Genomic DNA, 25,717 nt, shown 5'->3' with positions numbered 1-25,717 from the left:
CAACCGGCCGGACATAGTGCGCCCGACACAGTAGGAGGTCCCGATGCTGAACGCGAAATCCCTGTTGAACGACCTGATGGGCAGCCTGAACCAGATGACCGGCGGCCAGGGGGCCAAGGGTCTGGCCGACAAGGCGAAATCGACCTGGAACAATCAGTCGGCGCTGGGCAAGGGCGCGATTGCCGGAGGGCTTCTGGGGGTGCTTCTGACCCGGGGCGGGCGGCGGATGCTGGGCACCGGGGTCAAGATCGGTGGGATGGCCGCGATCGGGGGGCTTGCCTACAAGGCCTATCAGGACTGGAAGAATGGGCGCAGCGGCGGTGAGGCGACGGCCCTGCCCGCGCCGGAGGGGAGCGCTTTCAACCCGTCCGAAGGGGCAGCGGCGGATGATCTGGCGGCCCACATGCTGCAGGCGATGATCGCGGCGGCCAAGGCGGATGGCGAGGTGTCAGAGGCCGAGCGCGCCGCGATTTCGGAACAGCTGGACGTCCTGGGCCTTGGGGCCGAGGCCAACGACCTGATCCGGGCAGAGCTGGAAGCGCCCCTGGACGTGGGCCGGATCGCGGCGCTGGCGGGGTCGGAGGCCGAGGCGGTGCAGCTTTACACGGCCTCGCTTCTGGTGGTGGACGAGGCGAACCCGGCCGAGAAGGGCTATCTGGCGATGCTGGCTGCGCGGATGAACCTCGACCAGGCGCTGGTCGACAACCTGCATGCCGAGGCGGCGCGGCTTTAGCGGGTTGCGATTTTTCGACGAAAAATCGGGGCTTTAGCCCTTGGCGATCAGCCAGTCCAAGGCGCGGGTTGGCAGGATGCGGCGGGCGAAGCCCATCAGATAGGTGGGCGTCGTTACATAGTACCGCGGTTTCGGGCGGCGGGCCTCCAGCGCATGGATCAGTTTCGCCGTCACCGCTTCGGGGCCAAGCTCGAAGGCGTCTTTCTTCGTCTTCTTGTCGTAGAGCCGACCGCGCAGGGAGACATACTGCCCCCGCCGGGCCGAGTTCTCCCAGTCCACCCATTTCTCGAAATGCGGCACGGCGTTTTCGCGGATCTTCGTTGCGATGGGGCCGGGTTCGATCAGGATGATCTCGATCCCCGTCCCCTTCATCTCGATCCGCAACACATCCGTCAGCCCCTCCATCGCGAACTTGGTCGAGACGTAGGCTCCGCGCCAGGTCATGCCCACCAGGCCCAGGACGGAGGAGCAGTTGATGATCCGGCCGTGGCCCTGCGCCCGCATCAGCGGGATCACCCGGCGGGTCAGGTCGTGATAGCCGAAGAGGTTGACCTCGAAGATCTCTCGCAGGGCGCCGCGCGGCAGGTCCTCGACCGCGCCGGGGCAGGCGAAGGCGCCGTTGTTGTACAGCGCGTCGAGGGTGCCCCCCGTGCGGCTGACGACTTCCGCGACTGCGGCGGCGATGCTGTCCTCATCCGCATAGTCCAGGCGAAAGCTTTCCAGACCCTCGGCCCGCAGCCGGTCGCAGTCGGCCTCTTGCCGGCAGGTGGCAAAGACGCGCCAGCCGCGTTTGTGCAGGGTGCGCGCGGCGTCAAGGCCGATGCCCGAGGAGCATCCGGTGATCAGGATCGAGCGTTGGGACATAAGGGGCTCCCGGGGCTTGCGCCCTCAGGGGGCTTCGGGGCTGAGGTAGCGCATTGCGACAAAGCCTTCCACCCCGTCGCCCTGGATCACGATCCGCGCCCATTCGTCGTTGACCGCCTGCACCAGAAGCGTCGCTTCGCCCGAGCCAAGCTTGCCCAGCACGTCCGCCTCGGTCGAGGGTTCGGCGCGCACGTTCACGGAATCCGCCACGACATACCAGATCGTGCCCGCGCCATCGGCGGCAACCTCGGGGGCGGGTTCGGGCGCAGCGGGGACGGTTTCGTTGCCCACGGTCGACAGCGAGAAGACCGGCTCTTCAACCTCGGTCACCAGTTCGCGGACCGGTTCGACATAGGGCTCGGGCTCGGCCCGCGCGACGACGGGGGCTTCGACCTCGGCCACGGCGGGCTTTGCCACTGACGGCTTGGCCACAGGCTCGGCCGCGACAACGGTCACTGTCTCGGTCCCGGCGGCAGGTTGCGCCGAATCAGCGCCTGCGACGGCCTTCTTCGCGGCCGCTTCCGCCAGACCCGGACGCAGCTGGCCGCGATCCTCCCCCGCAATCATTAGGGCGGCGAACAGGCCGGCACACAAAATCAACGTCAAGCGCAGCATCTGGAACCCGTGTCTTACTTTCGGACCTCTTAGCACAGACGCTATGCGGGAGTGCATGAAAAATGCACAACCCTGATGATGAATCCTGTCTGTGACTTTGCCATCTGGACCCGTGACCGCGTTTTCCCTACACAACATGCATGAGTGCAGATGACGACGAGCCCAATATCGAGGGGCCGGATGGCCTGACCGTGTCCGAACCGCTGTCCCGCGCGATCGGTGAGCGGTATCTGACCTATGCGCTGTCGACCATCATGCACCGCGCGCTGCCGGATGCCCGCGACGGGCTGAAGCCGGTGCACCGCCGAATCCTCTGGGCGATGCGGCGGCTGCGGCTGACGCCGACGGGGGGGTTCCTGAAATCGGCCAAGATCAGCGGCGACACGATGGGGGACTTTCACCCGCACGGCGACCAGGCGATCTACGACGCGATGGCGCGGCTCGCGCAGGATTTCAACATGCGCTACCCGCTGGTCGACGGGCAGGGCAACTTCGGCAACATCGACGGGGACAACCCGGCGGCCTCGCGTTACACCGAAGCGCGGGTGACGGCGGCGGCTGAGGCGCTGATGGAAGGCATCGACGAGACCGCCGTCGACTTCCGCCCGAACTACGATGGCCGGTTGGAAGAGCCGGTGGTGCTGCCTGCCGCATTCCCGAACCTGCTGGCGAATGGCTCTAGCGGCATTGCCGTCGGGATGGCGACGAACATCCCGCCGCACAACCTGGATGAGCTGATCGACGGCTGCCAGGCGCTGCTGGAGGACCCCAACCTTTCGGACGAGGCGCTGGTGGCGAAGATCCCCGGCCCCGATTTCCCCACCGGCGGCGTGATTGTCGAACCCCGCGACAGCATCCTCGAAGCCTACAAGACCGGTCGCGGCGCCTTCCGCACCCGCGCCAAGTGGGAGGTCGAGGACCTGGGCCGCGGCACCTGGCAGATCGTGGTCACCGAGATTCCGTTCCAGGTGCAGAAGTCGAAGCTGATTGAAAAGCTGGCCGAGCTTATCCAGATCAAGAAGGTGCCCTTGCTGGCTGACGTCCGGGATGAATCCGCCGAGGATGTCCGGCTGATCCTGGAACCCCGCGCGCGCACGGTGGACCCCGAGGTTCTGATGGGCAGCCTCTTCCGCAACTCGGACCTCGAAGTGCGGTTCAGCCTGAACATGAACGTGCTGATCGACGGCAAGGTGCCGAAGGTCTGTTCGCTGAGAGAGGTGCTGCGCGCCTTCCTCGACCACCGGCGCGACGTCTTGCGGCGCAGGTCCCAGCACCGCATCGAGAAGATCGACGCCCGGCTGGAGGTGCTGGAAGGCCTCCTGATCGCCTTCCTGAACCTCGACCGGGTGATTGACATTATCCGATACGACGACGACCCCAAGGCCGCCCTGATGGCCGAGGACTGGTCGAAATCGCACATCCGGGCGACGTCCGAGAAGGACTACCGGCCTCCGGTCAAGGGCGTTGAGGGCGAGCTGACCGAGGTCCAGGCCGAGGCGATCCTGAACATGCGCCTGCGGTCCTTGCGGCGGCTGGAGGAGATGGAGCTGAACGCCGAGCGCGATGCGTTGATGAAGGAACGGTCGGACCTTGCCGACCTTCTGGACAGCGAACGCCGCCAGTGGAAGCGCATCGCGAAAGAGCTGGACGAGGTCCGCAAGCTTTATGGCAAGAACACTGCGCTGGGCGCGCGCCGCACCCAGTTCGCGGATGCGACCGAGGTCGAGGAGATCCCCTACGAGGCGATGATCGACCGCGAGCCGATCACTGTCATTTGCTCGAAGATGGGGTGGATCCGGGCAATGAAGGGCCATGTCGACCTGGCCGCCGAGCAGAAGTTCAAGGACGGCGACGGCCCGCGCTTTGCCTTCCATGCCGAGACGACGGACAAGATACTGCTGGTCGCGGAAAACGGGCGGTTCTACACGCTTCTTGGCGCGAACCTGCCCGGCGGGCGCGGGATGGGTGAACCCGTGCGCCTGATGGTCGACCTGCCGAACGACACCGGGATCACCGATCTGTTGATCTATCGCCCGGGTCAGAAATATCTGCTGGCATCTTCAGCTGGCGATGGGTTCATCGTGCCGTCCGAGGAATTGCTGGCCCAGACCAAGGCGGGCAAGGCCGTGCTGACGGTGCGCGACGGGGTCAAGACCGCCGTCTGCACCCCGGTCACTGGCGACACGATCGCCGTTGTCGGCGACAACCGGAAAATGTTGGTTTTCCCACTGTCGGAGCTGCCGGAGATGGCCAAGGGCAAGGGTGTCCGGTTGCAGAAGTACAAGGACGGGGGTCTGTCGGACGCAGTGACGTTCGTGAAGGCCGAGGGGCTGAGCTGGAAGGACCCGGCCGGACGCACCCGGACCGAGACCGACCTTCTGGAATGGACCGGCGCCCGGGCCAGCGCCGGAAAGATGGCCCCGCGCGGCTTCCCACGGGACAACCGTTTCACCTGAGCCCTTCAGGCCGCTTCATAGACCGTGGCCCAGAGGACCTCGAACCGGTAGATCCCCGGATGATAGATCCCGAAGGCGATCGCGCCTTTGCCGAAGGTGGTGAAGGGCTTGTCGTGGCCAAACGCGTGCAGGGTGGCAGCGTTCAGCATGATCGAGCCGTCCTCTCCGACACCGTCGAAATGGCGGTACTCGCCGCCCTCGACCACGGCGGTGGCAAAAAGCGCGCGGTCTTCTTGCATCGCGGTGATCGTTTCGTCCGACAGATGCGGGTTGCGGTTGATATAGGTTTGCCAGAAGGCGTTGAAATCCGGGAAGACAAAGCGCAATTCGGTCGTGCCCTTGGCGATCCGGTAAGTTTGCGCCCGTTCCAATCCGGCGGAATGGCAATGCGCCTCGTCAAAGGTGATGGTGGAAAGCAGGTCCTTCTTCTTGCCGAACAGTCCGAACATGGAGCGCACCCGTTTTGTTGTCCGCTGGCCATCGTAAAGCCGTCAGCAAACCTCGCAACTCAGGAGAGTCCTACCTGGGCTCAGGCCCGCTCCACCTTCAGCCAGACCCCGCCCTGAGGGCGCAAGGTCAGGATCATCACCGGCTTCGGCTCCTTCCCCGGAATGGGGGTGAAGCGGAAGCAGGCGAGGAGGGTGGCCAGCACGATCACCGCCTCTTGCAGCGCAAACGACGCGCCGATGCAGATGCGGGGGCCGTCGCCGAAGGGCAGGTACTGGAACCGCGGCACCGCCTTGGGGTCGGCGAAACGGTCGGGGCGGAAGGCGTCGGGGTCCTCCCACAGGAGGCGATGGCGATGGAGCGCATAGATCGGCAGGATCACCGTGTCGCCGGGACGGACCTCGCGGCCGCAAAGCGTGTCGGCAGCCATCACGGTGCGCGACAGGAAGGCGGCGGGGGGATACATCCGCAAGGCCTCGTCGACGATCCGGCGGGTCAGGGGCAGGTTCGGCAGGTCCGCCACCGTCGCCGAACGGTCACCCAGGGCCGCCTGCGCCTCCTCGCGGGCGGCGGCCTGGACTGACGGGTCGAAGGCGCAGAGATAAAGCGCCCAGCTCAGCGTCAGCGCCGTCGTCTCATGCCCCGCGACGATGAAGGTCAAGAGGTTGTCGCGGAGTTCCGAGGTCGTCATCTGCCGCCCGCTTTCCGGGTCGGACCCGGCCATAAGCAGGTCGAGAAGGTCCGGCGGGGTCTTCCCACCCTCGGCCTTGCGCGCCTCGATCGCCCGGTCGGCCAGCCGCTTAGTCTCGCGCATCGCCGAGCCGGTCAGCAGGCGACCGGGACGCGGCACCCAGGGCGGGGCGCCAAGGACGTCGAGGAGCGAGACCTTCGCGGTGTCCGAGATGTACTGCTCGATGGCCGCATGCACCGCGCCCCGGTCAAAGCCCGAGCCGTCCGAGAAGGTGACATCCGCGATCACCTCGAAGGTGGCGGTCACCATTTCATCAAACAGGTCCGCCCCGCGCCCGACCGCCTTGTCCAGCCGCGCCACCGACCGCTCTGCCGCCGCCGTCATCACCGGGCCCAAAGCAGTGACGTTGCGGTGCGAGAAGACCGGGGCGGCGGTCCGCCTCTGCCACATCCACTGCGCGCCCTCGGCGACGAACAGGCTGTCGCCGATGGCGGGCTCCAGGATCAGCTTGGTCACCACCGACTTCGGATAGTCATCCACCCGGTCGCGCAGCACCTGTTTCAACCCGTCCGGGTCCATCAGCATGTGCCAGCGCTTGCCCGTCCGCCCCGACAGGATCGGCACCCGCGTCGCGACCTCGGGGATCAGTTCCAACACGTTGCGCTGTGCGGCGCGGAAGCTGGCCCAGACCCCCATCGGTTCGGTGTGAAGGGCTACGCGGGCGGGCAGGGGGGCGGGGGCGTCAAGCATGATATGTGAAAGATAGGGCGCGACGGGGCAGCGGCAAAGCGCGAGCATGCCGCACCCCGGGCCGCAGGGCCAATCAGGCTTGAATTTCTCGCAGGCAAGGGCTAAGTCGCCGCGCGTGTAATCTCGGGTCCCCGGCGGGCCCGATCTGGACAAGGGCGGATAACGCGATGGCGAAGGCAAAGTTTGAACGGAATAAACCGCACGTGAACATCGGGACCATTGGTCACGTTGACCACGGCAAGACGACGCTGACGGCGGCGATCACGAAGTATTTCGGCGAATTCCGCGCCTATGACCAGATCGACGGCGCGCCGGAAGAGCGGGCTCGCGGGATCACCATCTCGACCGCCCACGTGGAATACGAGACGGCTGCCCGCCACTACGCCCACGTCGACTGCCCCGGCCACGCCGACTACGTCAAGAACATGATCACCGGTGCTGCCCAGATGGACGGCGCGATCCTGGTCGTGGCCGCCTCCGACGGCCCGATGCCGCAGACGCGCGAGCATATCCTGCTCGGCCGCCAGGTCGGCATCCCCTACATGGTCGTCTACATGAACAAGGTCGACCTGGTGGATGACGAGGAGCTGCTGGAGCTCGTCGAGATGGAAGTCCGGGAACTGCTGTCGTCCTACGAATACCCGGGCGACGACATCCCGATCATCAAAGGCTCGGCCCACCAGGCGATGATCGGCGAGTCGAAGGAAATCGGCGAGGACTCGATCCGCGCGCTGATGGATGCGGTCGACAGCTACATCCCGACCCCGGCCCGCGCCGTTGACCAGCCCTTCCTGATGCCGATCGAAGACGTGTTCTCGATCTCGGGCCGCGGCACCGTGGTGACCGGCCGGGTCGAGCGTGGCGTGATCAACGTCGGCGACGAAGTTGAAATCGTCGGCATCCGCGACACCAAGAAGTCGGTCTGCACCGGCGTCGAGATGTTCCGCAAGCTCCTGGACCGCGGGGAAGCTGGCGACAACATCGGCGCGCTGCTGCGCGGCGTGGACCGTGACGGCGTGGAACGTGGCCAGGTGCTGTGCAAGCCCGGCTCGGTCAAGCCGCACACCAAGTTCGAAGCCGAAGCCTACATCCTGACCAAGGAAGAAGGCGGCCGCCACACCCCGTTCTTCGCGAACTACCGTCCGCAGTTCTACTTCCGGACGACCGACGTGACCGGGACCGTGCAGCTGCCGGAAGGCACCGAGATGGTGATGCCGGGTGACAACCTGAAGTTCGTGGTCGAGCTGATCGCCCCGATCGCGATGGAAGAGAAGCTGCGCTTCGCCATCCGTGAAGGCGGCCGCACCGTCGGCGCAGGCGTGGTGTCGAAAATCATCGCCTGATAGCAAATCGGGCGTCTGTGCCCGGCTCAAGGCAAGAGAATGATGAAAGGCCGCCCTTCGGGGCGGCCTTTTTCGTTGAACCGATGGTCAGCGCGGCAGGTATCGTCCTTGAAGCGCGGGTTCACGGCCTGCGGCCCTCCACAAGGTCCTTCAGCCGAAGCAGCGATTGCTCCCAACCCGCGCCGATCTCGTCCAGAGCCTGGCGCGCCACTGAAAGACCCGCAGGATCGCCGTGCCAGACCACCTCGCGCCCCCGCCGTTCGCTGCGGATCAGGCCCCCTGCCTCCAGCACCTTCAGGTGCTTGGTGGCCCCCTGGCGTGTCATCGGCAGGTCCTTGGCAAGATCCGAGATCGATTGCCCCTCGGCGCCGATGCGCCCCAGAAGGTCAAGGCGCACCGGGTCGCCCAACGCAGCGAAAATGCGCGCCGGATCAGCCGACATGGGATTTCAGCTGCGCCAACTGCACCTCCCAGCCTTCGGTGTTCTCGCGCAGAAGCCGCGCACCAAGACCGGGAGCGAACCCGGCAAACCCGCTCTCGCAGACGGTCACGCGCGTGCCCTCGGGCACGGGTTCCAGCGTGAACTCGACCCGCGTCCAGGGTGCGTCATCCTCAAGGTTCCGGTTCGCCTCGAAGTCCCATTGCGGCCAGTCGAAGGCAAAGCGGTGCGGCGGCATCAGAGCCACGGTCCGCGCCTTGAACGGAAGGCCTGCCACTTGCGGCATGGTCATGGCGCCCGTGGTCATCTCCCCGGCTTGGAAAGGCCCGTCCAGCCGGACCTGGAACCAGGTCCCGAACTCTTCCGTGAGGGCCCGGAAGACGCGATCCGGGGTGCCGGATATGATGACCGTCCGGGTAACGCTGTCGCTGTCATGCTTGTCCATTTTGGCAACCTCCTGGTTGCATATATGGCGCAGCACTGCGGAAATGGCAACCAAAAAGTTGCGCAATGATCCGATGAAGCTTGATTTGACGATTCGGCGAAGCGGCTCCACATTGAAGGGGTGACCAAATGGGGGGCCAGCGATGTGTCAGATGTTCGCCGGGCAAGACCCGGCCCGCTATGAATATGTCACCCGCCGCCTGCGGCTGAACGGGCAGTCGACCAGCATCCGGCTGGAGCGTGCCTTCTGGGGCATCGTCGACCAGATGGCCGAGAAGGATGGGTCCACCACGCCCGCCTTCCTGTCCAAGCTGCATTCCGAAGTGCTGGAACAGCATGGCGAGACGTCGAACTTCACCTCGCTGCTGCGCTGTGCCTGCACCATCCATCTGGGCGAGCTGGACCAGGTGCCGCAGCCGAAACGCTTCGCCGCGGAATAATGCGCCTGTAGTAGTCCGCTACTACCCTGCCGGGAAAGTGGTCCACTAACCTTACCAATATCGGCAATTGGTGAGGCGAAGGCATGGCGAAGGCAATCCATTCGATGATCCGCGTCCTGGATGAGGCGCGGTCTTTGGCGTTCTACGACACGGCCTTCGGGCTGAAGGTTGCGGATCGGCTGGATTTCGAAAGCTTCACCCTGGTCTACCTGTCGAACGCGGAATCGACCTTCGAGGTCGAACTGACCATCAACAAGGGCCGGACCGAGCCCTACAATCTGGGCGACGGCTATGGCCACCTGGCCGTCAGCGTCGCCGATGTCGCGGCCGAACATGCGCGGCTGACGGCGGCGGGCCTTGCCCCCCGCAAGATCGTCGACTTCGCCCCGGCGGGCAGCGTCATCGCCCGCTTCTTCTTCATCGCGGACCCCGACGGCTACCAGATCGAGGTCCTTGAACGCGGCGGCCGCTATCTCTGAGGAGGGGGACGCGGACCGACCCAGCCAAAAGCAAGGGAGGAACCAAATGACCAAACATGACCTGAGAGGGTTGACGCGGCGGCAGCTTCTGTCGCGCGGCCTGTCTGCCGGGGCCTTGGCGGTGGTCGGCACCGGCTTCATCGCCGCGCCGAACGCCGCCTGGGCGGTCGAGGTGACGGTGATCACGCCGGAACAGATGGCGACGCTGCTGCAGATGGCGCGGGACATCTACCCGCATGATCAGGTGCCGGACCAGCACTACGCCGTGGCAGTCAAGGGCTATGACAGCGAGGAGATGAAGGCGATGGTCGCCGAGGGCGTGGCCGCACTGGACGCCGCCGCCAAGGCAGCCGGGTTCGACAGCTATGTCGCGGCGGGCTGGGAGGAAGACCGGGTCAAGCTTCTGCAGGGCATCGAGATGACGCCCTTCTTCCAGACGGTCCGCTCCGGCCTCGTGACCGGGCTTTATAACCAGAAAGAGGTCTGGCCGATCTTCGGCTACCAGGGGGAAAGCTTTTCCCAGGGTGGCTACATCGAGCGCGGCTTCAACGACATCGACTGGCTTTGAGGGGGGACGATCATGGCACCGTTTGACAAGAACGACGACCAGGTTGTCGTCATCATCGGCACGGGCGCGGGCGGCGGGGTTCTCGCCAACGAACTGGCGCAGAAGGGCGTCAAGGTCGTGGCGCTGGAGGCCGGCGGCAGGTATCTGCCCGAGGACTACATCAACGACGAATGGGAGAGCTTCGGCCAGCTCGCCTGGCTGGACGCCCGGACGACCTCCGGCACCTGGCGCGTGGCCAAGGATTTCGGCGGGCTGCCCGCCTGGATCGTCAAGGCGGTGGGCGGCACCACGACCCACTGGGCGGGCGCCTCGCTCCGGTTTCAGGACCACGAATGGAAGGCGCTGACCACCTACGGCGCGGTGGAAGGCGCAAGCCTTCTCGACTGGCCGATCGATGGGGCCGAGATGGCGCCCTGGTACGAGAAGGCCGAGACCAAGCTGGGCGTGACCCGCACCGGCGACCGCGCGGGCCTGCCGGGGAACAACAACTACCTGGTGTTCGAGAAGGGCGCGAAGGCCTTGGGCTACAAGGAAGTCCACACCGGCCGGATGGCGATCAACTCCACCGATTACGACGGTCGGATGGCCTGCCAGCAGACCGGCTTCTGCTTCCAGGGCTGCAAGTGGGGTGCCAAATGGTCGGCCGCCTATACCGACATCCCGGCTGGCGAGGCGACGGGGAACCTGGAGGTGCGCGAACGCGCCCATGTCGCGCGCATCCTGCACAATGAAGCCGGGAAAGTGACCGGGGTCGAATACTTCGACAAGGACGGCAATCTGCAGATGCAGAAGGCGCGGATCGTCTGCGTCGCGGGCAACTCGTTCGAATCGCCCCGCCTGCTTCTGAACTCGGCGTCGTCGATGTTCCCGGACGGGCTGGCGAACTCCTCTGGCATGGTCGGCAAGAACTACATGCGGCACACGACGGGGTCGGTCTACGCGATCTTCGACAAGCCGGTGCGCATGTGGCGCGGCACGACGATGGCGGGGATCGTCCAGGACGAGGCGCGGCATGACCCAAGCCGCGGGTTCGTCGGCGGATACGAGCTGGAAACGCTGGCGCTGGGCCTGCCGTTCATGGCGGCCTTCCTCAATCCCGGCGGCTGGGGCCGCAGCTTCACCACCGCGCTCGACCACTACGAGAACATGGCCGGCATGTGGATCGTGGGCGAGGACATGCCGCAGCTGACGAACGGCGTCACCCTTAGCGAGACGAAGGACCAGTACGGGCTGCCAGTCGCCAACGTCCACTTCGACGACCATCCGAACGACGTGGCGATGCGCAACCACGCCTACAAGCAGGGCATCGCGATCTACGAGGCGGTGGGGGCCACCCGCGCCTTCCCAACGCCGCCGTACCCCTCGACCCACAACCTCGGCACCAACCGGATGTCTGCCGAGGCCAAGGACGGCGTGGTGAACAAGTGGGGTCAGACCCACGACATCGCGAACCTGTTCGTGTCGGACGGCTCGCAGTTCACCACGGGGGCGGCGGAAAACCCGACGCTGACCATCGTGGCGCTGGCGATCCGCCAGGCCGACCATATCGCCCGGGAAATGTCGGCTGGGACGATCTGAAGCTACTGCCCCGGGGCCGTGTTGCGGCCCCGGGGGACGCACCCACCTTTCGCCAGACCAGCCGTCAGGCTGACCGCTCGGCATTTGCCTTCCGGGCGTTCTGTGCCGCGCGCATCTTCCAGCCTAGCCGCACGCCGGGGTTCAACTTGATCTGCCGCAGCATCGCCTGGAACCGTTCGCGCAGGATCATCCCGTCGTGCCATTTCGCGGCCTCGCGCACCTGCTTCATCAGGGCGCCATCGGTCAGGTCATTGGTCCGCGCCGTCGTCAGGGCCGCCTGGTCGACCGCCTTTACGCAAAGAAACGCCACGCAGAATTGGTCCACCTGCGCCAGCGGCACGAAGCAGTCGCGCAAGGCGACCATCTGCGCCGCAAGCCAGGGCTGCACCGCCATCAGGTAATCCTGATGCACCAGCACCGACCGCCCCGGCACCAGCGAGGGATAGAACTCGGCCGCAACATGGTCGGCGATGGCCGATCCCTTCGCCGCATCCACCACCAGGATCTCGATCTTGCCCCCGGTCCAGCGCTGGTTCGCGATCTCGCCCGGATGCAGGGTCACCCGGTCGATCCAGGGGGCCAGGTGCCGCCGGACGAGCGGCAGAAGGTCGGCGTTGTCGTGGTCCGGCACCGGCTCGTCCTTCAGCCACTTCGCCCAGACCGCGCGCGAGGACTTGAAGTGGTCATAGGCGTGCAACTGACAGGTCCGCCCCGACAAGGCGAGCCCCGACAGAAGCCGCGCAGCCGACCCGCCCGCATAGGCCCCCAGGTCGATCACCGCCCCGTCGCCCTGCACGTTCCGTCCCAGCCAGTGGTAAAGCTGACTTTCGCCCATCCGCAGCATCGCGGGCACCTTCAGGCAGGCAGCCAGATCCGCCTCGGGGATGGCTTCCCAGGGCCGCGCCGCAAACTCTGCCACGATCTTGGACACTGACGACACCGGCGGACCTCCCGCCCAAAGCATAGGCGTGCGCTGCGGGGCTTTCCAGATGGCTCCTCGTTCGCCTTCGGCTTCTCGTCGCAAGGTTCACAGCGGCGCGTGATGCGGTCATCGAGGAGCGGTCCCTTCCTTGCCCTTGGCCCCAGCCTTGCGGCAGCGGTCGGAACAGAAGCGCACGGCTTCCCAGTCCCGCTCCCACTTCTTGCGCCAGGTGAAGGGCAGACCGCAGGCCGCGCAGTGCTTCTGCGGCAGGTCCGACTTCTTGCGCATCTTCGCCATCCCGGCCCTCGCCTTTCCCGCTCGGCAAAGCTGGCGCGCGCCAGGCGCCCGGCAAGCCCGTGCTGGCGAACAGAATCCCTTGACCTCCCGCGCCGCCTGCCGTAACCCGTCGCTCGCGTAGGGGTATAGCTCAGCTGGTAGAGCGACGGTCTCCAAAACCGTAGGTCGCGGGTTCGAGCCCTGCTGCCCCTGCCATCTTCCAAGCTTGAATTCCGTCGCCAGAGGCCGTATCTCCCCAGCAACCTTATCGCCGGAATCCCCATGTCAACCACCAACCCGATCCAGTTCCTCCAGCAGGTTCGCGCCGAAGTCGCCAAGGTGGTCTGGCCCACCCGGCGCGAAGTGCTGCTGACCACGTTGATGGTTTTCCTTCTGTCGGCGCTGGCTGCGGCGTTCTTCAGCCTGGTCGACATTCTGATCCGCACCGGCCTGACCTACATTATCGGCGCCTGATTTCAGCCAGGCCCCGGTGGTTCCCTCTTGAATTGACGGCGGTCAGGGGGTAGACCCCGCGCCAACCAAAGGAACACCGGCGCGCATCGATTCGGGGTGCGCGCTGTTTTTTGTTCCGGGACATGACGAAGACAGGGCTGAATGGCCCGGGCAGCAAGGAAGCAGGCAGATGGCGAAGCGCTGGTATTCGGTAAGCGTTCTCTCGAACTTCGAGAAGAAGGTGGCCGAGCAGATCAAGACCGCCGTTGCCGAGGCCAACCTTGGCGAGGAAATCGATGAGGTCCTGGTTCCGACCGAGGAAGTGATCGAGGTCCGCCGCGGCAAGAAGGTTACGTCCGAACGCCGTTTCATGCCGGGCTACGTGCTGGTTCACATGGAAATGTCTAACCGGGGCTATCACCTGATTTCCTCGATCAACCGCGTCACCGGTTTTCTGGGCCCGCAGGGCAAGCCGATGCCAATGCGGGACAGCGAAGTGAACGCGATCCTGAACCGTGTCGAGGAAGGCCTGGAAGCCCCGCGCAACCTGATCCGCTTCGACATCGGCGAGACGGTGCAGGTCACCGACGGCCCGTTCGAGGGCTTCTCGGGCATGGTCGAGGATGTGGACGAGGCGCACAGCCGCCTGAAGGTCACCGTGTCGATCTTCGGCCGGGCAACGCCCGTTGAACTGGAATTCACTCAGGTCTCGAAAGGGGCCTGAGGAAGCGCGTGGGAGGCGAGCGTGCCGGACAAGGGTCCGGCATGACGGACCGAACCACTAAACCGCATCTTCGGATGCAGTGACAAAGGAGAAGGCCAGATGGCCAAGAAGATCATCGGCAGCCTCAAGCTGCAAGTCAAAGCCCAGCAGGCGAACCCCTCGCCCCCGGTCGGCCCGGCCCTTGGCCAGCGCGGCCTGAACATCATGGCCTTCGTGAAGGAATTCAACGCGAAGACCGCCGACATCCCGCCGGGCACGCCCACGCCCGTCATCATCACCTACTACCAGGACAAGTCTTTCAGCCTCGAGCTGAAGACCGCCCCGGCCTCGTTCCTGATCAAGCAGGCTGCCGGTCTGCCGCCCGTGGGCAAGCGCTCGCGCTCCAAGGGCTCGACGAAGCCCGGCCGTGAAGTTGCCGGCACGATCACTGCGGCGCAGCTCCGCAAGATCGCCGAGACCAAGATGAAGGACCTGAACGCCAACTCCGTGGAAGCTGCGATGCAGATCATCCTCGGCTCGGCCAAGTCCTGCGGCATCGAAGTGAAGGGCTGAGCACCATGGCAAAGATTGCAAAACGCGTCGCCAAGGCGAATGAGCTGTTCGCTGGCAAGTCCAACCTGACGGTCGAAGATGCCGTGAAGCTGGTCAAGCAGGCCGCGTCGGCCAAGTTCGACGAAACTGTCGAGATCGCGATGAACCTCGGCGTCGACCCGCGTCACGCCGACCAGATGGTCCGTGGCGTCGTGGCCCTGCCGAACGGCACCGGCAAGACCGTCCGCGTCGCCGTCTTCGCCCGCGGCGCCAAGGCTGACGAAGCCAAAGCCGCCGGTGCGGACATCGTCGGCGCCGAAGACCTGATGGAGACGATCCAGCAGGGCAAGATCGAGTTCGACCGCTGCATCGCGACCCCGGACCTGATGCCGCTCGTCGGCCGCCTGGGCAAGATCCTCGGCCCGCGCAACCTGATGCCGAACCCGAAGGTCGGCACCGTGACGATGGACGTCAAGTCCGCCGTCGAGGGCGCCAAGGGCGGTGAGGTCCAGTTCAAGGTCGAAAAGGCCGGTGTGATCCATGCAGGCGTCGGCAAGGTCTCGTTCGACGAGGCCAAGCTTGCCCAGAACATCCGCGCCTTTGTCGACGCGGTGTCCAAGGCACGTCCGTCGGGCGCGAAAGGCACCTACCTGAAGAAGGTGTCGCTGTCCTCGACCATGGGCCCGGGCGTGTCGGTCGACGTTTCGTCGGCGACCCAGGCGTAAGCCAGAATTCCCGGGAAACCGGGAGACTACCCGGGCCGCGAGGCTGATCCCTTGGGGCCCGGTTCTGTCCGAGACGGTGGGTGGTGCGCAAACACCATAAATCCTGCCTGAGATGGGGAACGAGATTGAAGGCGCCTTCGGGCGATCTTGGATCCGGGAACCGTTGCGGACCCGACGCCCCCGCAAAGGGGCAAATATGAGCCGGGGGAAACCCCAACCTTGGAGTGAAACTGTGGATAGAGCCCAGAAAGAGAAAGTGGTCGAGGAACTCGGCCAGATCTTCGAAAGCTCTGGCGTTGTGGTGGTTGCCCACTACACCGGGATGACGGTTGCACAGATGCAGGACCTGCGCGCGAAGCTTCGCGAAGTGGGCGGGTCCGTTCGCGTTGCCAAGAACACGCTCGCCAAGATCGCCCTTGAAGGGAAGCCCGCTGCAAAGATGGGTGACCTGCTCACGGGCATGACCGTGCTGTCCTTCTCGGAAGACCCCGTGGCTGCGGCCAAGGTCTGCGAGGCCTACGCCAAGACGAACGACAAGTTCGTCATCATCGGCGGGGCAATGGGCGAAACGGTTCTGGACCAGGCCGGTGTCAAGGCTGTCGCGTCCATGCCGTCGCGTGAAGAGCTTATCGCTCAGATCGTGTCGTGCATCGGTGCGCCCGCTTCGAACATCGCCGGGGCCATTGGTGCGCCTGCTTCGAACATCGCGAGCATCCTGTCGACCATCGAGGAGAAGGCCGCGGCCTGATCCCTTGCCTGGTGTGGTTGACCCCATGCCGTTGGAACCCATCTTAACATACGGAACGTGAAAAATGGCTGATCTGAACAAACTCGCCGAAGAGATCGTCGGTCTGACCCTCCTGCAAGCTCAGGAACTGAAGACCATCCTTAAGGACAAGTACGGCATCGAGCCCGCCGCTGGCGGCGCTGTGATGATGGCTGGTCCGGCTGCTGGCCCGGCTGCTGCAGCTGAAGAAGAAAAGACCGAGTTCGACGTCGTCCTGACCGACGCCGGTGCGAACAAGATCAACGTGATCAAGGTCGTCCGCGAACTGACGGGCCTGGGCCTCAAGGAAGCCAAGGACCTGACCGAAGCTGGCGGCAAGATCAAGGAAGGCGTCTCGAAAGCCGACGCCGAGGCGATGAAGAAGAAGTTCGAAGAAGCTGGCGCCAAGGCGGAGCTGAAGTAATCGACTTCGGGGGAAACCCCATCAAAAAGCAGGGCTGGGGCCGAGGAATTCGGTCCCAGCCATGCGCGTCTTGGAAGGGGCTTCGGCAGATCAAGCCTCTTCCAAGACGCGTCGGGTTCGGGAGCCACCCTTCGGGACGGGCGGCACGAATGGAACCCTGACGGTCTCTTCGCAAGCGGTGCGCGCCCGTGGCCCGACGGGTGGTGCGCCAGCGAAAAATGAAAGGTACAGACGAACATGGCGCAAGCTTATGTTGGCCAGAAACGTGTCCGCCGCTACTTCGGAAAAATCCGTGAAGTGCTGGAGATGCCGAACCTGATCGAGGTTCAGAAATCCTCCTATGACCTCTTCCTGCGGTCCGGTGACGGCGACAAGCCCCTGGACGGCGAAGGCATCCAGGGGACCTTCCAGTCGGTCTTCCCGATCAAGGACTTCAACGAGACCAGCGTTCTGGAATTCGTCAAGTACGAGCTGGAAAAGCCCAAGTACGACGTCGACGAATGCCAGCAGCGCGACATGACCTATGCGGCACCCCTGAAGGTGACGCTGCGCCTGATCGTGTTCGATGTCGATGAAACCACCGGGGCCCGGTCGGTCAAGGACATCAAGGAACAGGACGTCTACATGGGCGACATGCCCCTGATGACGCACAACGGGACCTTCGTGGTGAACGGGACCGAGCGGGTGATCGTGTCGCAGATGCACCGTTCGCCGGGCGTCTTCTTCGACCACGACAAGGGCAAGACCCATTCCTCGGGCAAGCTTCTGTTCGCCTGCCGCATCATCCCGTATCGCGGCTCGTGGCTGGACTTCGAATTCGACGCCAAGGACATCGTCTTCGCGCGCATCGACCGCCGCCGGAAACTGCCGGTGACGACGCTCCTTTACGCGCTGGGCATGGACCAGGAAGGCATCATGGATGCCTATTACGAGCAGGTGAACTTCCGTTACGTGAAGAACAAGGGCTGGGTCACCAAGTTCTTCCCGCAGCGCGTGTCGGGCACCCGTCCGACCTATGACCTGGTCGATGCCGCTACCGGCGAAGTCATCCTGAAGGCGGGCGAAAAGGCCACGCCGCGGATGGTGAAGAAGTGGAAGGACGAGGGCACGGTGACCGAGCTTCTGGTCCCCTTCGACCACATCGTCGGCCGCTATGTCGCGAAGGACATCATCAACGAGGAAACCGGCGAGATCTGGGTCGAAGCCGGGGATGAGCTGACCTGGGAACTGGACCGCGACGGCGAGGTCAAGGGCGGCACCGTCAAGGTGCTGCTCGACCAGGGCATCACCGACATCCCGGTCCTCGACATCGACAACGTCAACGTCGGCCCCTACATCCGCAACACGATGGCGGTGGACAAGAACATGGGCCGGGACACCGCGCTCATGGACATCTACCGCGTGATGCGCCCGGGCGAACCGCCGACCGTGGAAGCCGCGTCGCAGCTTTTCGACACGCTGTTCTTCGACAAGGAGCGCTATGACCTCTCGGCCGTCGGCCGCGTGAAGATGAACATGCGGCTCGACCTTGACCGCCCGGATACCCAGCGCACGCTGGACCGCGGCGACATCGTCGCCTGCATCAAGGCCCTGACCGAACTGCGCGACGGCAAGGGCGAGATCGACGACATCGACCACCTCGGCAACCGCCGCGTCCGGTCCGTCGGCGAGCTGATGGAAAACCAGTACCGCGTCGGCCTTCTGCGGATGGAACGCGCGATCAAGGAACGCATGTCGTCCGTCGAAATCGACACGATCATGCCGCAGGACCTGATCAACGCGAAGCCGGCCGCCGCTGCGGTGCGTGAATTCTTCGGCTCCTCGCAGCTGTCGCAGTTCATGGACCAGACCAACCCGCTGTCGGAGGTTACCCACAAGCGTCGTCTCTCGGCCCTCGGGCCGGGCGGTCTGACCCGTGAGCGTGCTGGCTTCGAGGTCCGCGACGTCCACCCGACCCACTACGGCCGGATGTGCCCGATTGAGACGCCGGAAGGCCAGAACATCGGTCTGATCAACAGCCTCGCGACCTTCGCCCGCGTGAACAAGTACGGCTTCATCGAAACCCCGTACCGCAAGGTGATCGACGGCAAGGTGACCGACGAGGTCGTTTACATGTCGGCCACCGAGGAAATGCGCCACACCGTCGCCCAGGCCAACGCCGGCCAGGACGCGGAGGGTCGTTTCACCGAGGAACTGATCTCCAGCCGGAAGGCCGGGGAATTCATGCTGAACCCGCCGGATTCGGTGGACCTGATCGATGTGTCGCCGAAGCAGCTGGTGTCTGTTGCGGCCTCGCTGATCCCGTTCCTGGAAAACGACGACGCCAACCGCGCGCTGATGGGCTCGAACATGCAGCGTCAGGCGGTGCCGCTGTTGCAATCCGATGCCCCCTTCGTCGGCACCGGCATCGAAGCGGTCGTCGCGCGTGATAGCGGCGCCGCCATCATGGCCCGCCGCGCCGGCGTGATCGACCAGGTCGACGCGACCCGTATCGTTGTCCGTGCTACGGAAATGCTGGAACCGGGTGAACCGGGCGTCGACATCTACCGTCTGCGCAAGTTCAAGCGGTCGAACCAGTCCTCCTGCATCAACCAGCGCCCGCTGGTGAAGGTGGGCGACGTGGTCAAGCGCGGCGAGGTGGTGGCCGACGGCCCCTGCACCGACATGGGCGAACTGGCCCTTGGCCGGAACGTGGTCGTCGCCTTCATGCCCTGGAACGGCTACAACTACGAAGACTCGATCCTGATCTCGGAACGCATCCTGCGCGACGACGTCTTCACCTCGATCCACATCGAGGAATACGAAGTCGCCGCCCGGGACACCAAGCTGGGACCTGAGGAAATCACCCGCGACATCCCGAACGTCGGCGAGGAAGCGCTGCGCAACCTCGACGAAGCGGGCATCGTCTACATCGGGGCCGAAGTGCAGCCGGGCGACATCCTGGTCGGCAAGATCACCCCGAAGGGCGAAAGCCCGATGACGCCGGAAGAAAAGCTCCTCCGCGCCATCTTCGGTGAAAAGGCCTCGGACGTCCGCGACACCTCGCTGCGGTTGCCCCCGGGCGCCTATGGCACCATCGTGGAAGTGCGCGTCTTCAACCGCCACGGTGTCGACAAGGACGAACGTGCCCTGCAGATCGAGCGTGAGGAAGTCGAACGCCTCGCCCGCGACCGCGACGACGAACTCGCGATCCTGGAGCGCAACATCTACGCGCGCCTCAAGACCCTGATCATGGGCAAGACCGCCGTGAAGGGCCCGAAAGGCATCAAGGCGGGCTCGACCATCGACGAGGAACTCCTGGGCACGCTAAGCCGTGGCCAGTGGTGGCAGCTTGCCCTTGGCGAAGAGAACGACGCCAAGGAAGTCGAAGCTCTGCACGACCAGTTCGAAGCGCAGAAGCGTGCCCTCGACCACCGGTTCGACGACAAGGTCGAAAAGGTGCGCCGTGGCGACGACCTGCCTCCGGGCGTGATGAAGATGGTCAAGGTCTTCGTCGCGGTGAAGCGCAAGCTGCAGCCGGGCGACAAGATGGCCGGCCGTCACGGCAACAAGGGCGTCATCTCCAAGGTCGTGCCGATGGAAGACATGCCCTTCCTGGCCGATGGCACCCCGGTCGACCTCGTGCTGAACCCGCTCGGCGTGCCGTCGCGGATGAACGTGGGCCAGATCCTCGAAACCCACATGGGCTGGGCCGCGCGCGGCCTGGGCCTGAAGATCGACGACGCGCTGAAGGAATATCGCCGGTCCGGCGACATGACCCCGGTGCGTGAAGCTGTCCGTCTGGCCTACGGCGACGAGACCTATGACGAGGCCTTCGCGGGCCGCGACGAGGACGAGTTCCTGGAGCTGGCGGGCAACGTGACCAAGGGCGTGCCGATTGCGACCCCGGTCTTCGACGGCGCCAAGGAAGCCGATGTCAACGACGCGCTGACCCGCGCGGGCTTTGACACCTCGGGCCAGTCCGTGGTGTTCGACGGCCGCACCGGTGAGCAGTTCCAGCGCAAGGTGACCGTGGGCGTGAAGTACATGCTCAAGCTCCACCACCTGGTCGACGACAAGCTGCACGCCCGGTCTACCGGTCCGTACTCGCTCGTCACCCAGCAACCGCTGGGCGGCAAGGCGCAGTTCGGCGGCCAGCGTCTCGGCGAGATGGAAGTCTGGGCCCTGGAAGCCTACGGCGCCGCCTACACCCTGCAGGAAATGCTGACGGTGAAGTCGGACGACGTGGCAGGCCGGACCAAGGTCTACGAGTCGATCGTCAAGGGCGAGGACAACTTCGAAGCCGGCGTGCCGGAATCGTTCAACGTCCTTGTCAAGGAAGTGCGGGGCCTCGGCCTCAACATGGAACTCCTGGATGCGGAGGAGGAGTGAGGTCAGTCCATAGTTAGGGCAGAGGCAAGGTGGAAAGCATGAGCTGGGAAGCAGTTACGGGTGATCGTGCCGCGATCTTCAAGACCCAGCTCATGCGCGAAGTCAGTAGCGGACACGCACTGTTCCCCATACTCAACCGTATCGACGTGGTAGCCATCGACGACGCAAGTGACGACGTTCTGGCCATCGACCGAGACAATGCGGATGAGGCTCATGTGGTGCATCTGACTTGGCAAATCGCGCCCGACCCTACGCCGGAATGGCCGCACACCTATGTGCTTCGGATGTCCGAGATTGAAAAAACGCTTGGCGTAATCGTTCGCCGAGACCCGACTTCCCTCCCTCAAGTGAGGAATTGAAATGAACCAGGAACTCTCGACCAACCCGTTCAACCCGGTTGCTCCGGTCAAGACCTTCGACGAGATCAAGATCTCTCTGGCATCGCCCGAGCGGATCCTGAGCTGGTCCTATGGCGAGATCAAGAAGCCGGAAACCATCAACTACCGGACCTTCAAGCCCGAGCGTGACGGCCTCTTCTGCGCCCGGATCTTCGGGCCGATCAAGGACTACGAATGCCTCTGCGGCAAATACAAGCGCATGAAATATCGCGGCGTCGTCTGCGAAAAGTGCGGCGTTGAAGTCACGCTCCAGAAGGTGCGTCGTGAGCGGATGGGCCATATCGAGCTCGCCGCCCCCGTCGCCCACATCTGGTTCCTGAAGTCGCTGCCGTCCCGGATTGGCCTCATGCTCGACATGACGCTGCGGGACCTGGAACGCATCCTCTACTTCGAAAACTACGTCGTCATCGAGCCGGGTCTGACCGACCTCACCTACGGCCAGCTGATGACCGAAGAGGAATTCCTCGACGCGCAGGACCAGTACGGCACCGACGCCTTCACCGCGAACATCGGTGCGGAAGCGATCCGCGAGATGCTGGCGGCGATCGACCTCGACGCGACGGCTGAACAGCTGCGTGAGGAGCTGAAGGAAGCCACTGGCGAGCTGAAGCCCAAGAAGATCATCAAGCGGCTGAAGATCGTTGAATCCTTCCTCGAGTCGGGCAACCGCCCCGAGTGGATGATCCTGACCGTGCTTCCCGTGATCCCGCCGGAACTGCGCCCGCTGGTGCCCCTGGACGGCGGCCGCTTCGCCACGTCCGACCTGAACGACCTCTACCGTCGCGTCATCAACCGCAACAACCGCCTGAAGCGCCTGATCGAGCTTCGTGCGCCGGACATCATCGTCCGGAACGAAAAGCGGATGCTGCAGGAAGCCGTTGACGCGCTGTTCGACAACGGCCGTCGCGGCCGCGTCATCACGGGCACCAACAAGCGCCCGCTGAAGTCGCTGTCGGACATGCTGAAAGGCAAGCAGGGCCGCTTCCGCCAGAACCTGCTGGGCAAGCGCGTCGACTTCTCGGGCCGTTCGGTCATCGTGACCGGTCCCGAACTCAAGCTGCACCAGTGCGGCCTGCCGAAGAAGATGGCGCTCGAACTCTTCAAGCCGTTCATCTACTCGCGGCTGGAAGCCAAGGGTCTTTCCTCGACCGTCAAGCAAGCGAAGAAGCTGGTCGAGAAAGAGCGCCCCGAGGTCTGGGATATCCTGGATGAAGTCATCCGCGAACACCCGGTTCTCCTCAACCGCGCGCCGACGCTGCACCGTCTGGGCATCCAGGCCTTCGAGCCGATCCTGATCGAAGGCAAGGCGATCCAGCTGCACCCGCTCGTCTGCTCGGCCTTCAACGCCGACTTCGACGGTGACCAGATGGCCGTCCACGTGCCGCTTTCGCTGGAAGCCCAGCTGGAAGCGCGCGTCCTGATGATGTCGACGAACAACGTGCTGTCGCCCGCCAACGGCGCGCCGATCATCGTGCCGTCGCAGGACATGGTCCTTGGTCTCTACTACGTGACCATGGAGCGCAAAGGCATGGTCGGGGAAGGCATGGCCTTCGCCGATATCGAGGAAGTCGAGCACGCGCTGGCTGCCGGTGCGGTGCATCTGCACGCCAAGATCAAGGCCCGCCTGCGCCAGGTTGACGAGACCGGCAATGTGGTCTGGAAGCGCTTCGACACCACCCCGGGCCGTCTGCGGCTGGGGAACCTCCTGCCTCTGAACGCCAAGGCGCCGTTTGACCTGGTCAACCGGCTTCTGCGGAAGAAGGACGTGCAGACCGTCATCGACACCGTCTACCGCTACTGCGGCCAGAAGGAATCGGTAATCTTCTGCGACCAGATCATGACGCTGGGCTTCCGCGAAGCCTTCCGCGCCGGCATCTCGTTCGGCAAGGACGACATGGTGATCCCCGACACCAAGTGGACCATCGTCAACGAGGTGAAGGACCAGGTCGCCGGCTTCGAACAGCAGTACCTCGACGGTCTGATCACTCAGGGCGAGAAGTACAACAAGGTCGTCGACGCCTGGACCAAGTGCAACGACAAGGTGACCGAGGCCATGATGGCCACGATCTCCGCGTCTCGCACCGACGAAAACGGCGCCGAGAAAGAGCCGAACTCGGTCTACATGATGGCCCACTCCGGTGCCCGGGGCTCGGTCATCCAGATGAAGCAGCTTGGCGGCATGCGCGGCCTGATGGCCAAGCCGAGCGGAGAGATCATCGAGACGCCGATCATCTCGAACTTCAAGGAAGGTCTGACCGTTCTTGAATACTTCAACTCGACCCACGGCGCCCGGAAGGGCCTGTCCGATACCGCGCTGAAGACCGCGAACTCGGGCTACCTGACCCGCCGACTGGTCGACGTGGCCCAGGACTGCATCATCCGCGTCCACGATTGCGGCACCGAACAGTCGATCACGGCGCAGGCCGCGGTCAACGACGGTGAAGTGATCGTGCCGATGGGCGAACGGGTCCTCGGCCGTGTCGCGGCCGAAGACGTGATCGCGCCCGGCTCGGACGAGGTGATCGTCGCCAAGAACGAGCTGATCGACGAACGCCGGGCTGACCTGATCTCGGCATCGGGCATCGCCGCGATCCGCATCCGCTCGCCGCTCACCTGCGAGGCCGAAGAGGGCGTCTGCGCGCTCTGCTATGGTCGCGACCTCGCGCGCGGGACGCTGGTGAACATCGGCGAAGCGGTCGGCATCATCGCCGCCCAGTCGATCGGCGAACCCGGCACGCAGCTGACCATGCGTACCTTCCACATCGGCGGCGTGGCCCAGGGTGGCCAGCAGTCGTTCCTGGAAGCGTCGCAGGAAGGCAAGATCGAGTTCCGGAACGCGAACCTCTTGAAGAACGCTGCGGGCGAGCAGATCGTCATCGGCCGGAACATGCAGATCGCGATCATCGACGAAGCGGGCCAGGAACGGGCCGCCCACAAGCTGACCTATGGCGCGAAGCTGCACGTCAAGGAAGGCTCGGCAGTCAAGCGCGGCACCAAGCTCTTCGAATGGGACCCCTTCACCCTGCCGATCATCGCCGAAAAGACCGGCGTGGCACGGTTCAAGGACCTGGTCGCAGGGATCTCGGTCCGCGAGGAAACCGACGAAGCCACCGGCATGACCCAGAAGATCGTGTCCGACTGGCGGAGCGTGCCGAAAGGCGGCGATCTCAAGCCCGAGATCATCGTGATGGATCCGGCGACCGGCGAACCTGTGCGCAACGAAGCGGGCAACCCGATCACCTACGCCATGTCGGTGGACGCGATCCTGTCGGTCGAAGACGGCCAGGAACTGCGGCCCGGCGACGTGGTGGCCCGTATCCCGCGCGAAGGCGCCAAGACCAAGGACATCACTGGGGGTCTGCCCCGCGTGGCCGAACTGTTCGAGGCCCGTCGTCCGAAGGATCACGCGATCATCGCGGAAACCGATGGCTATGTCCGCTTCGGCAAGGACTACAAGAACAAGCGCCGCATCACCGTCGAACCGGTCGATGAGACGCTAACCGCCGTCGAATACATGATCCCCAAGGGCAAGCACATTCCGGTTCAGGAAGGCGACTTCGTCCAGAAGGGCGACTACATCATGGACGGCAACCCGGCTCCGCACGACATCCTGCGGATCATGGGGATCGAGGCGCTTGCCAACTACATGATCGACGAAGTGCAGGACGTGTACCGACTGCAGGGCGTGAAGATCAACGACAAGCACATCGAGGTCATCGTCCGTCAGATGCTGCAGAAGTTCGAGATCCTCGACTCGGGCGACACCACGCTTCTGAAGGGCGAACAGGTCGAGAAGATCGAGCTGGACGAAGAGAACACGAAGGCGGTCAACCGCGGCGGCCGCGAGGCCAAGGCCGAGCCGGTCCTCCTCGGGATCACCAAGGCGTCGCTGCAAACCCGCAGCTTCATCTCTGCGGCCTCGTTCCAGGAAACCACGCGGGTCCTCACCGAGGCTTCGGTGCAGGGCAAGCGGGACAAACTCCTGGGTCTCAAGGAGAACGTCATCGTCGGCCGCCTGATCCCGGCGGGCACCGGTGGCGCCACCAGCCGCGTCAAGAAGATCGCTGCCGACCGCGACCACACCGTGATCGAGGCACGCCGGTCGGAGGCTGAGGAAGCCGCCGCTCTGGCCGCTCCCGAGACGATGGAAGCGACCGAGTTCGACAGCGGCTTCGACGCGGGCCTGGTCGACACGATCGAAAGCCGCGACTAAGTCACGCGACAGCCAGACCACAAAGCCCCGCCAGCCATCCGGTTGGCGGGGCTTTCCTTTTCCGGTC

24 protein-coding genes and 1 tRNA gene are annotated in these 25,717 nt (G+C 64.6%); 17 read left to right on the top strand and 8 right to left on the bottom strand.

Annotation, left to right across the window (positions count from 1 at the left end; translation table 11 throughout):
- Window positions 1-43 precede the first annotated feature (43 nt).
- The gene (locus AC2EAL_RS16340) at window positions 44-733 is read left to right on the top strand and encodes a tellurite resistance TerB family protein (RefSeq protein ID WP_484725287.1); all 690 of its coding nucleotides are present in this window, start codon (window positions 44-46) and stop codon (window positions 731-733) included.
- Window positions 734-766: 33 nt separating this feature from the next.
- On the opposite strand, the gene AC2EAL_RS16335 is transcribed toward AC2EAL_RS16340, so the two are convergent.
- Complete coding sequence (locus AC2EAL_RS16335; RefSeq protein ID WP_484725286.1) at window positions 767-1,597, bottom strand: SDR family oxidoreductase; 831 nt, start codon at window positions 1,595-1,597, stop codon at window positions 767-769.
- A 24-nt stretch (window positions 1,598-1,621) separates the two neighbouring features.
- Window positions 1,622-2,212, bottom strand: coding sequence for an SH3 domain-containing protein (locus tag AC2EAL_RS16330; protein WP_484725285.1), 591 nt, complete (start codon window positions 2,210-2,212; stop codon window positions 1,622-1,624).
- Window positions 2,213-2,352: 140 nt separating this feature from the next.
- On the opposite strand from AC2EAL_RS16330, the gene parC reads away from it, so the two are divergent.
- The gene (gene parC, locus AC2EAL_RS16325; RefSeq protein ID WP_484725284.1) at window positions 2,353-4,668 is read left to right on the top strand and encodes a DNA topoisomerase IV subunit A; all 2,316 of its coding nucleotides are present in this window, start codon (window positions 2,353-2,355) and stop codon (window positions 4,666-4,668) included.
- 5 nt (window positions 4,669-4,673) lie between these two features.
- Here parC and AC2EAL_RS16320 read toward each other — a convergent pair whose 3' ends face one another.
- Both AC2EAL_RS16320 and AC2EAL_RS16315 read right to left on the bottom strand, forming a co-directional pair.
- On the bottom strand, window positions 4,674-5,117 hold the full coding sequence (locus tag AC2EAL_RS16320; RefSeq protein WP_484725283.1) for a hypothetical protein: 444 nt from the start codon (window positions 5,115-5,117) through the stop codon (window positions 4,674-4,676).
- Window positions 5,118-5,197: 80 nt separating this feature from the next.
- Window positions 5,198-6,556, bottom strand: a complete 1,359-nt coding sequence (locus AC2EAL_RS16315) for a cytochrome P450 (protein ID WP_484725282.1) — start codon at window positions 6,554-6,556, stop codon at window positions 5,198-5,200.
- 167 nt (window positions 6,557-6,723) lie between these two features.
- Here AC2EAL_RS16315 and tuf point away from each other — a divergent pair, with 167 nt between their 5' ends.
- Window positions 6,724-7,899 carry an elongation factor Tu gene (gene tuf, locus AC2EAL_RS16310; protein WP_484725281.1) on the top strand — a complete coding sequence of 392 codons (1,176 nt, stop codon included), beginning with the start codon at window positions 6,724-6,726 and terminating at the stop codon, window positions 7,897-7,899.
- 121 nt (window positions 7,900-8,020) lie between these two features.
- On the opposite strand, the gene AC2EAL_RS16305 is transcribed toward tuf, so the two are convergent.
- Complete coding sequence (locus AC2EAL_RS16305; RefSeq protein ID WP_484725280.1) at window positions 8,021-8,341, bottom strand: ArsR/SmtB family transcription factor; 321 nt, start codon at window positions 8,339-8,341, stop codon at window positions 8,021-8,023.
- Window positions 8,331-8,783, bottom strand: a complete 453-nt coding sequence (locus tag AC2EAL_RS16300) for an SRPBCC domain-containing protein (RefSeq protein ID WP_484725279.1) — start codon at window positions 8,781-8,783, stop codon at window positions 8,331-8,333. The genes AC2EAL_RS16305 and AC2EAL_RS16300 overlap by 11 nt, the downstream gene beginning before the upstream one ends.
- Window positions 8,784-8,925: 142 nt before the next feature.
- Between AC2EAL_RS16300 and AC2EAL_RS16295 the strand changes: the two genes are divergently transcribed.
- From AC2EAL_RS16295 to AC2EAL_RS16280, 4 genes are all read left to right on the top strand, one after another.
- Window positions 8,926-9,222 (top strand): ribbon-helix-helix domain-containing protein, encoded by a 297-nt coding sequence (locus AC2EAL_RS16295; RefSeq protein ID WP_484725278.1) that lies wholly within the window; start codon window positions 8,926-8,928, stop codon window positions 9,220-9,222.
- Window positions 9,223-9,305: 83 nt separating this feature from the next.
- Window positions 9,306-9,701, top strand: coding sequence for a VOC family protein (locus AC2EAL_RS16290; RefSeq protein ID WP_484725277.1), 396 nt, complete (start codon window positions 9,306-9,308; stop codon window positions 9,699-9,701).
- A gap of 46 nt (window positions 9,702-9,747) precedes the next feature.
- On the top strand, window positions 9,748-10,269 hold the full coding sequence (locus AC2EAL_RS16285; protein ID WP_484725276.1) for a Twin-arginine translocation pathway signal: 522 nt from the start codon (window positions 9,748-9,750) through the stop codon (window positions 10,267-10,269).
- A gap of 9 nt (window positions 10,270-10,278) precedes the next feature.
- Window positions 10,279-11,847, top strand: coding sequence for a GMC family oxidoreductase (locus tag AC2EAL_RS16280; RefSeq protein ID WP_484725439.1), 1,569 nt, complete (start codon window positions 10,279-10,281; stop codon window positions 11,845-11,847).
- A gap of 64 nt (window positions 11,848-11,911) precedes the next feature.
- On the opposite strand, the gene AC2EAL_RS16275 is transcribed toward AC2EAL_RS16280, so the two are convergent.
- A complete protein-coding gene (locus AC2EAL_RS16275; protein WP_484725275.1) occupies window positions 11,912-12,787 on the bottom strand; it encodes a class I SAM-dependent methyltransferase in 876 nt (291 codons plus the stop codon).
- Between the two features lie 108 nt (window positions 12,788-12,895).
- Window positions 12,896-13,057: a DUF2256 domain-containing protein gene (locus AC2EAL_RS16270; protein ID WP_484725274.1), complete on the bottom strand. Its 162-nt coding sequence runs from the start codon at window positions 13,055-13,057 to the stop codon at window positions 12,896-12,898.
- Window positions 13,058-13,185: 128 nt separating this feature from the next.
- Between AC2EAL_RS16270 and AC2EAL_RS16265 the strand changes: the two genes are divergently transcribed.
- The 10 genes from AC2EAL_RS16265 (at window position 13,186) to rpoC (ending at window position 25,650) form a co-directional block, all read left to right on the top strand.
- Window positions 13,186-13,261 (top strand) — tRNA-Trp (locus AC2EAL_RS16265).
- A 66-nt stretch (window positions 13,262-13,327) separates the two neighbouring features.
- Window positions 13,328-13,519 (top strand): preprotein translocase subunit SecE, encoded by a 192-nt coding sequence (secE, locus tag AC2EAL_RS16260; protein ID WP_484725273.1) that lies wholly within the window; start codon window positions 13,328-13,330, stop codon window positions 13,517-13,519.
- Between the two features lie 169 nt (window positions 13,520-13,688).
- A complete protein-coding gene (gene nusG / locus AC2EAL_RS16255; RefSeq protein ID WP_484725272.1) occupies window positions 13,689-14,222 on the top strand; it encodes a transcription termination/antitermination protein NusG in 534 nt (177 codons plus the stop codon).
- 99 nt (window positions 14,223-14,321) lie between these two features.
- Window positions 14,322-14,774, top strand: coding sequence for a 50S ribosomal protein L11 (rplK, locus tag AC2EAL_RS16250; protein WP_484725271.1), 453 nt, complete (start codon window positions 14,322-14,324; stop codon window positions 14,772-14,774).
- A gap of 5 nt (window positions 14,775-14,779) precedes the next feature.
- A complete protein-coding gene (rplA, locus tag AC2EAL_RS16245) occupies window positions 14,780-15,478 on the top strand; it encodes a 50S ribosomal protein L1 (protein WP_484725270.1) in 699 nt (232 codons plus the stop codon).
- A 232-nt stretch (window positions 15,479-15,710) separates the two neighbouring features.
- Window positions 15,711-16,226: a 50S ribosomal protein L10 gene (rplJ, locus tag AC2EAL_RS16240; RefSeq protein ID WP_484725269.1), complete on the top strand. Its 516-nt coding sequence runs from the start codon at window positions 15,711-15,713 to the stop codon at window positions 16,224-16,226.
- Window positions 16,227-16,290: 64 nt separating this feature from the next.
- The gene (rplL, locus tag AC2EAL_RS16235) at window positions 16,291-16,668 is read left to right on the top strand and encodes a 50S ribosomal protein L7/L12 (RefSeq protein ID WP_137110171.1); all 378 of its coding nucleotides are present in this window, start codon (window positions 16,291-16,293) and stop codon (window positions 16,666-16,668) included.
- Between the two features lie 237 nt (window positions 16,669-16,905).
- Window positions 16,906-21,039 (top strand): DNA-directed RNA polymerase subunit beta, encoded by a 4,134-nt coding sequence (gene rpoB, locus AC2EAL_RS16230; protein WP_484725268.1) that lies wholly within the window; start codon window positions 16,906-16,908, stop codon window positions 21,037-21,039.
- Window positions 21,040-21,077: 38 nt separating this feature from the next.
- Window positions 21,078-21,398 (top strand): hypothetical protein, encoded by a 321-nt coding sequence (locus AC2EAL_RS16225; protein ID WP_484725267.1) that lies wholly within the window; start codon window positions 21,078-21,080, stop codon window positions 21,396-21,398.
- A gap of 1 nt (window position 21,399) precedes the next feature.
- Window positions 21,400-25,650: a DNA-directed RNA polymerase subunit beta' gene (rpoC, locus tag AC2EAL_RS16220; protein WP_484725266.1), complete on the top strand. Its 4,251-nt coding sequence runs from the start codon at window positions 21,400-21,402 to the stop codon at window positions 25,648-25,650.
- Window positions 25,651-25,717: the final 67 nt, after the last annotated feature.

Source organism: Tabrizicola sp. T74, assembly GCF_057219935.1.
The sequence above is the reverse complement of the archived record's forward strand: the minus strand, read 5'-3'. Positions and strand labels throughout refer to the sequence as shown.

Coding starts and splice junctions, on each gene's coding strand:
- AC2EAL_RS16340 (WP_484725287.1), top strand. CDS start 44: ATGCTGAACGCGAAATCCCTGTTGAACGACCTGATGGGCAGCCTGAAC.
- AC2EAL_RS16335 (WP_484725286.1), bottom strand. CDS start 1,597: ATGTCCCAACGCTCGATCCTGATCACCGGATGCTCCTCGGGCATCGGC.
- AC2EAL_RS16330 (WP_484725285.1), bottom strand. CDS start 2,212: ATGCTGCGCTTGACGTTGATTTTGTGTGCCGGCCTGTTCGCCGCCCTA.
- parC (WP_484725284.1), top strand. CDS start 2,353: ATGAGTGCAGATGACGACGAGCCCAATATCGAGGGGCCGGATGGCCTG.
- AC2EAL_RS16320 (WP_484725283.1), bottom strand. CDS start 5,117: ATGTTCGGACTGTTCGGCAAGAAGAAGGACCTGCTTTCCACCATCACC.
- AC2EAL_RS16315 (WP_484725282.1), bottom strand. CDS start 6,556: ATGCTTGACGCCCCCGCCCCCCTGCCCGCCCGCGTAGCCCTTCACACC.
- tuf (WP_484725281.1), top strand. CDS start 6,724: ATGGCGAAGGCAAAGTTTGAACGGAATAAACCGCACGTGAACATCGGG.
- AC2EAL_RS16305 (WP_484725280.1), bottom strand. CDS start 8,341: ATGTCGGCTGATCCGGCGCGCATTTTCGCTGCGTTGGGCGACCCGGTG.
- AC2EAL_RS16300 (WP_484725279.1), bottom strand. CDS start 8,783: ATGGACAAGCATGACAGCGACAGCGTTACCCGGACGGTCATCATATCC.
- AC2EAL_RS16295 (WP_484725278.1), top strand. CDS start 8,926: ATGTGTCAGATGTTCGCCGGGCAAGACCCGGCCCGCTATGAATATGTC.
- AC2EAL_RS16290 (WP_484725277.1), top strand. CDS start 9,306: ATGGCGAAGGCAATCCATTCGATGATCCGCGTCCTGGATGAGGCGCGG.
- AC2EAL_RS16285 (WP_484725276.1), top strand. CDS start 9,748: ATGACCAAACATGACCTGAGAGGGTTGACGCGGCGGCAGCTTCTGTCG.
- AC2EAL_RS16270 (WP_484725274.1), bottom strand. CDS start 13,057: ATGCGCAAGAAGTCGGACCTGCCGCAGAAGCACTGCGCGGCCTGCGGT.
- secE (WP_484725273.1), top strand. CDS start 13,328: ATGTCAACCACCAACCCGATCCAGTTCCTCCAGCAGGTTCGCGCCGAA.
- nusG (WP_484725272.1), top strand. CDS start 13,689: ATGGCGAAGCGCTGGTATTCGGTAAGCGTTCTCTCGAACTTCGAGAAG.
- rplK (WP_484725271.1), top strand. CDS start 14,322: ATGGCCAAGAAGATCATCGGCAGCCTCAAGCTGCAAGTCAAAGCCCAG.
- rplA (WP_484725270.1), top strand. CDS start 14,780: ATGGCAAAGATTGCAAAACGCGTCGCCAAGGCGAATGAGCTGTTCGCT.
- rplL (WP_137110171.1), top strand. CDS start 16,291: ATGGCTGATCTGAACAAACTCGCCGAAGAGATCGTCGGTCTGACCCTC.
- rpoB (WP_484725268.1), top strand. CDS start 16,906: ATGGCGCAAGCTTATGTTGGCCAGAAACGTGTCCGCCGCTACTTCGGA.
- AC2EAL_RS16225 (WP_484725267.1), top strand. CDS start 21,078: ATGAGCTGGGAAGCAGTTACGGGTGATCGTGCCGCGATCTTCAAGACC.
- rpoC (WP_484725266.1), top strand. CDS start 21,400: ATGAACCAGGAACTCTCGACCAACCCGTTCAACCCGGTTGCTCCGGTC.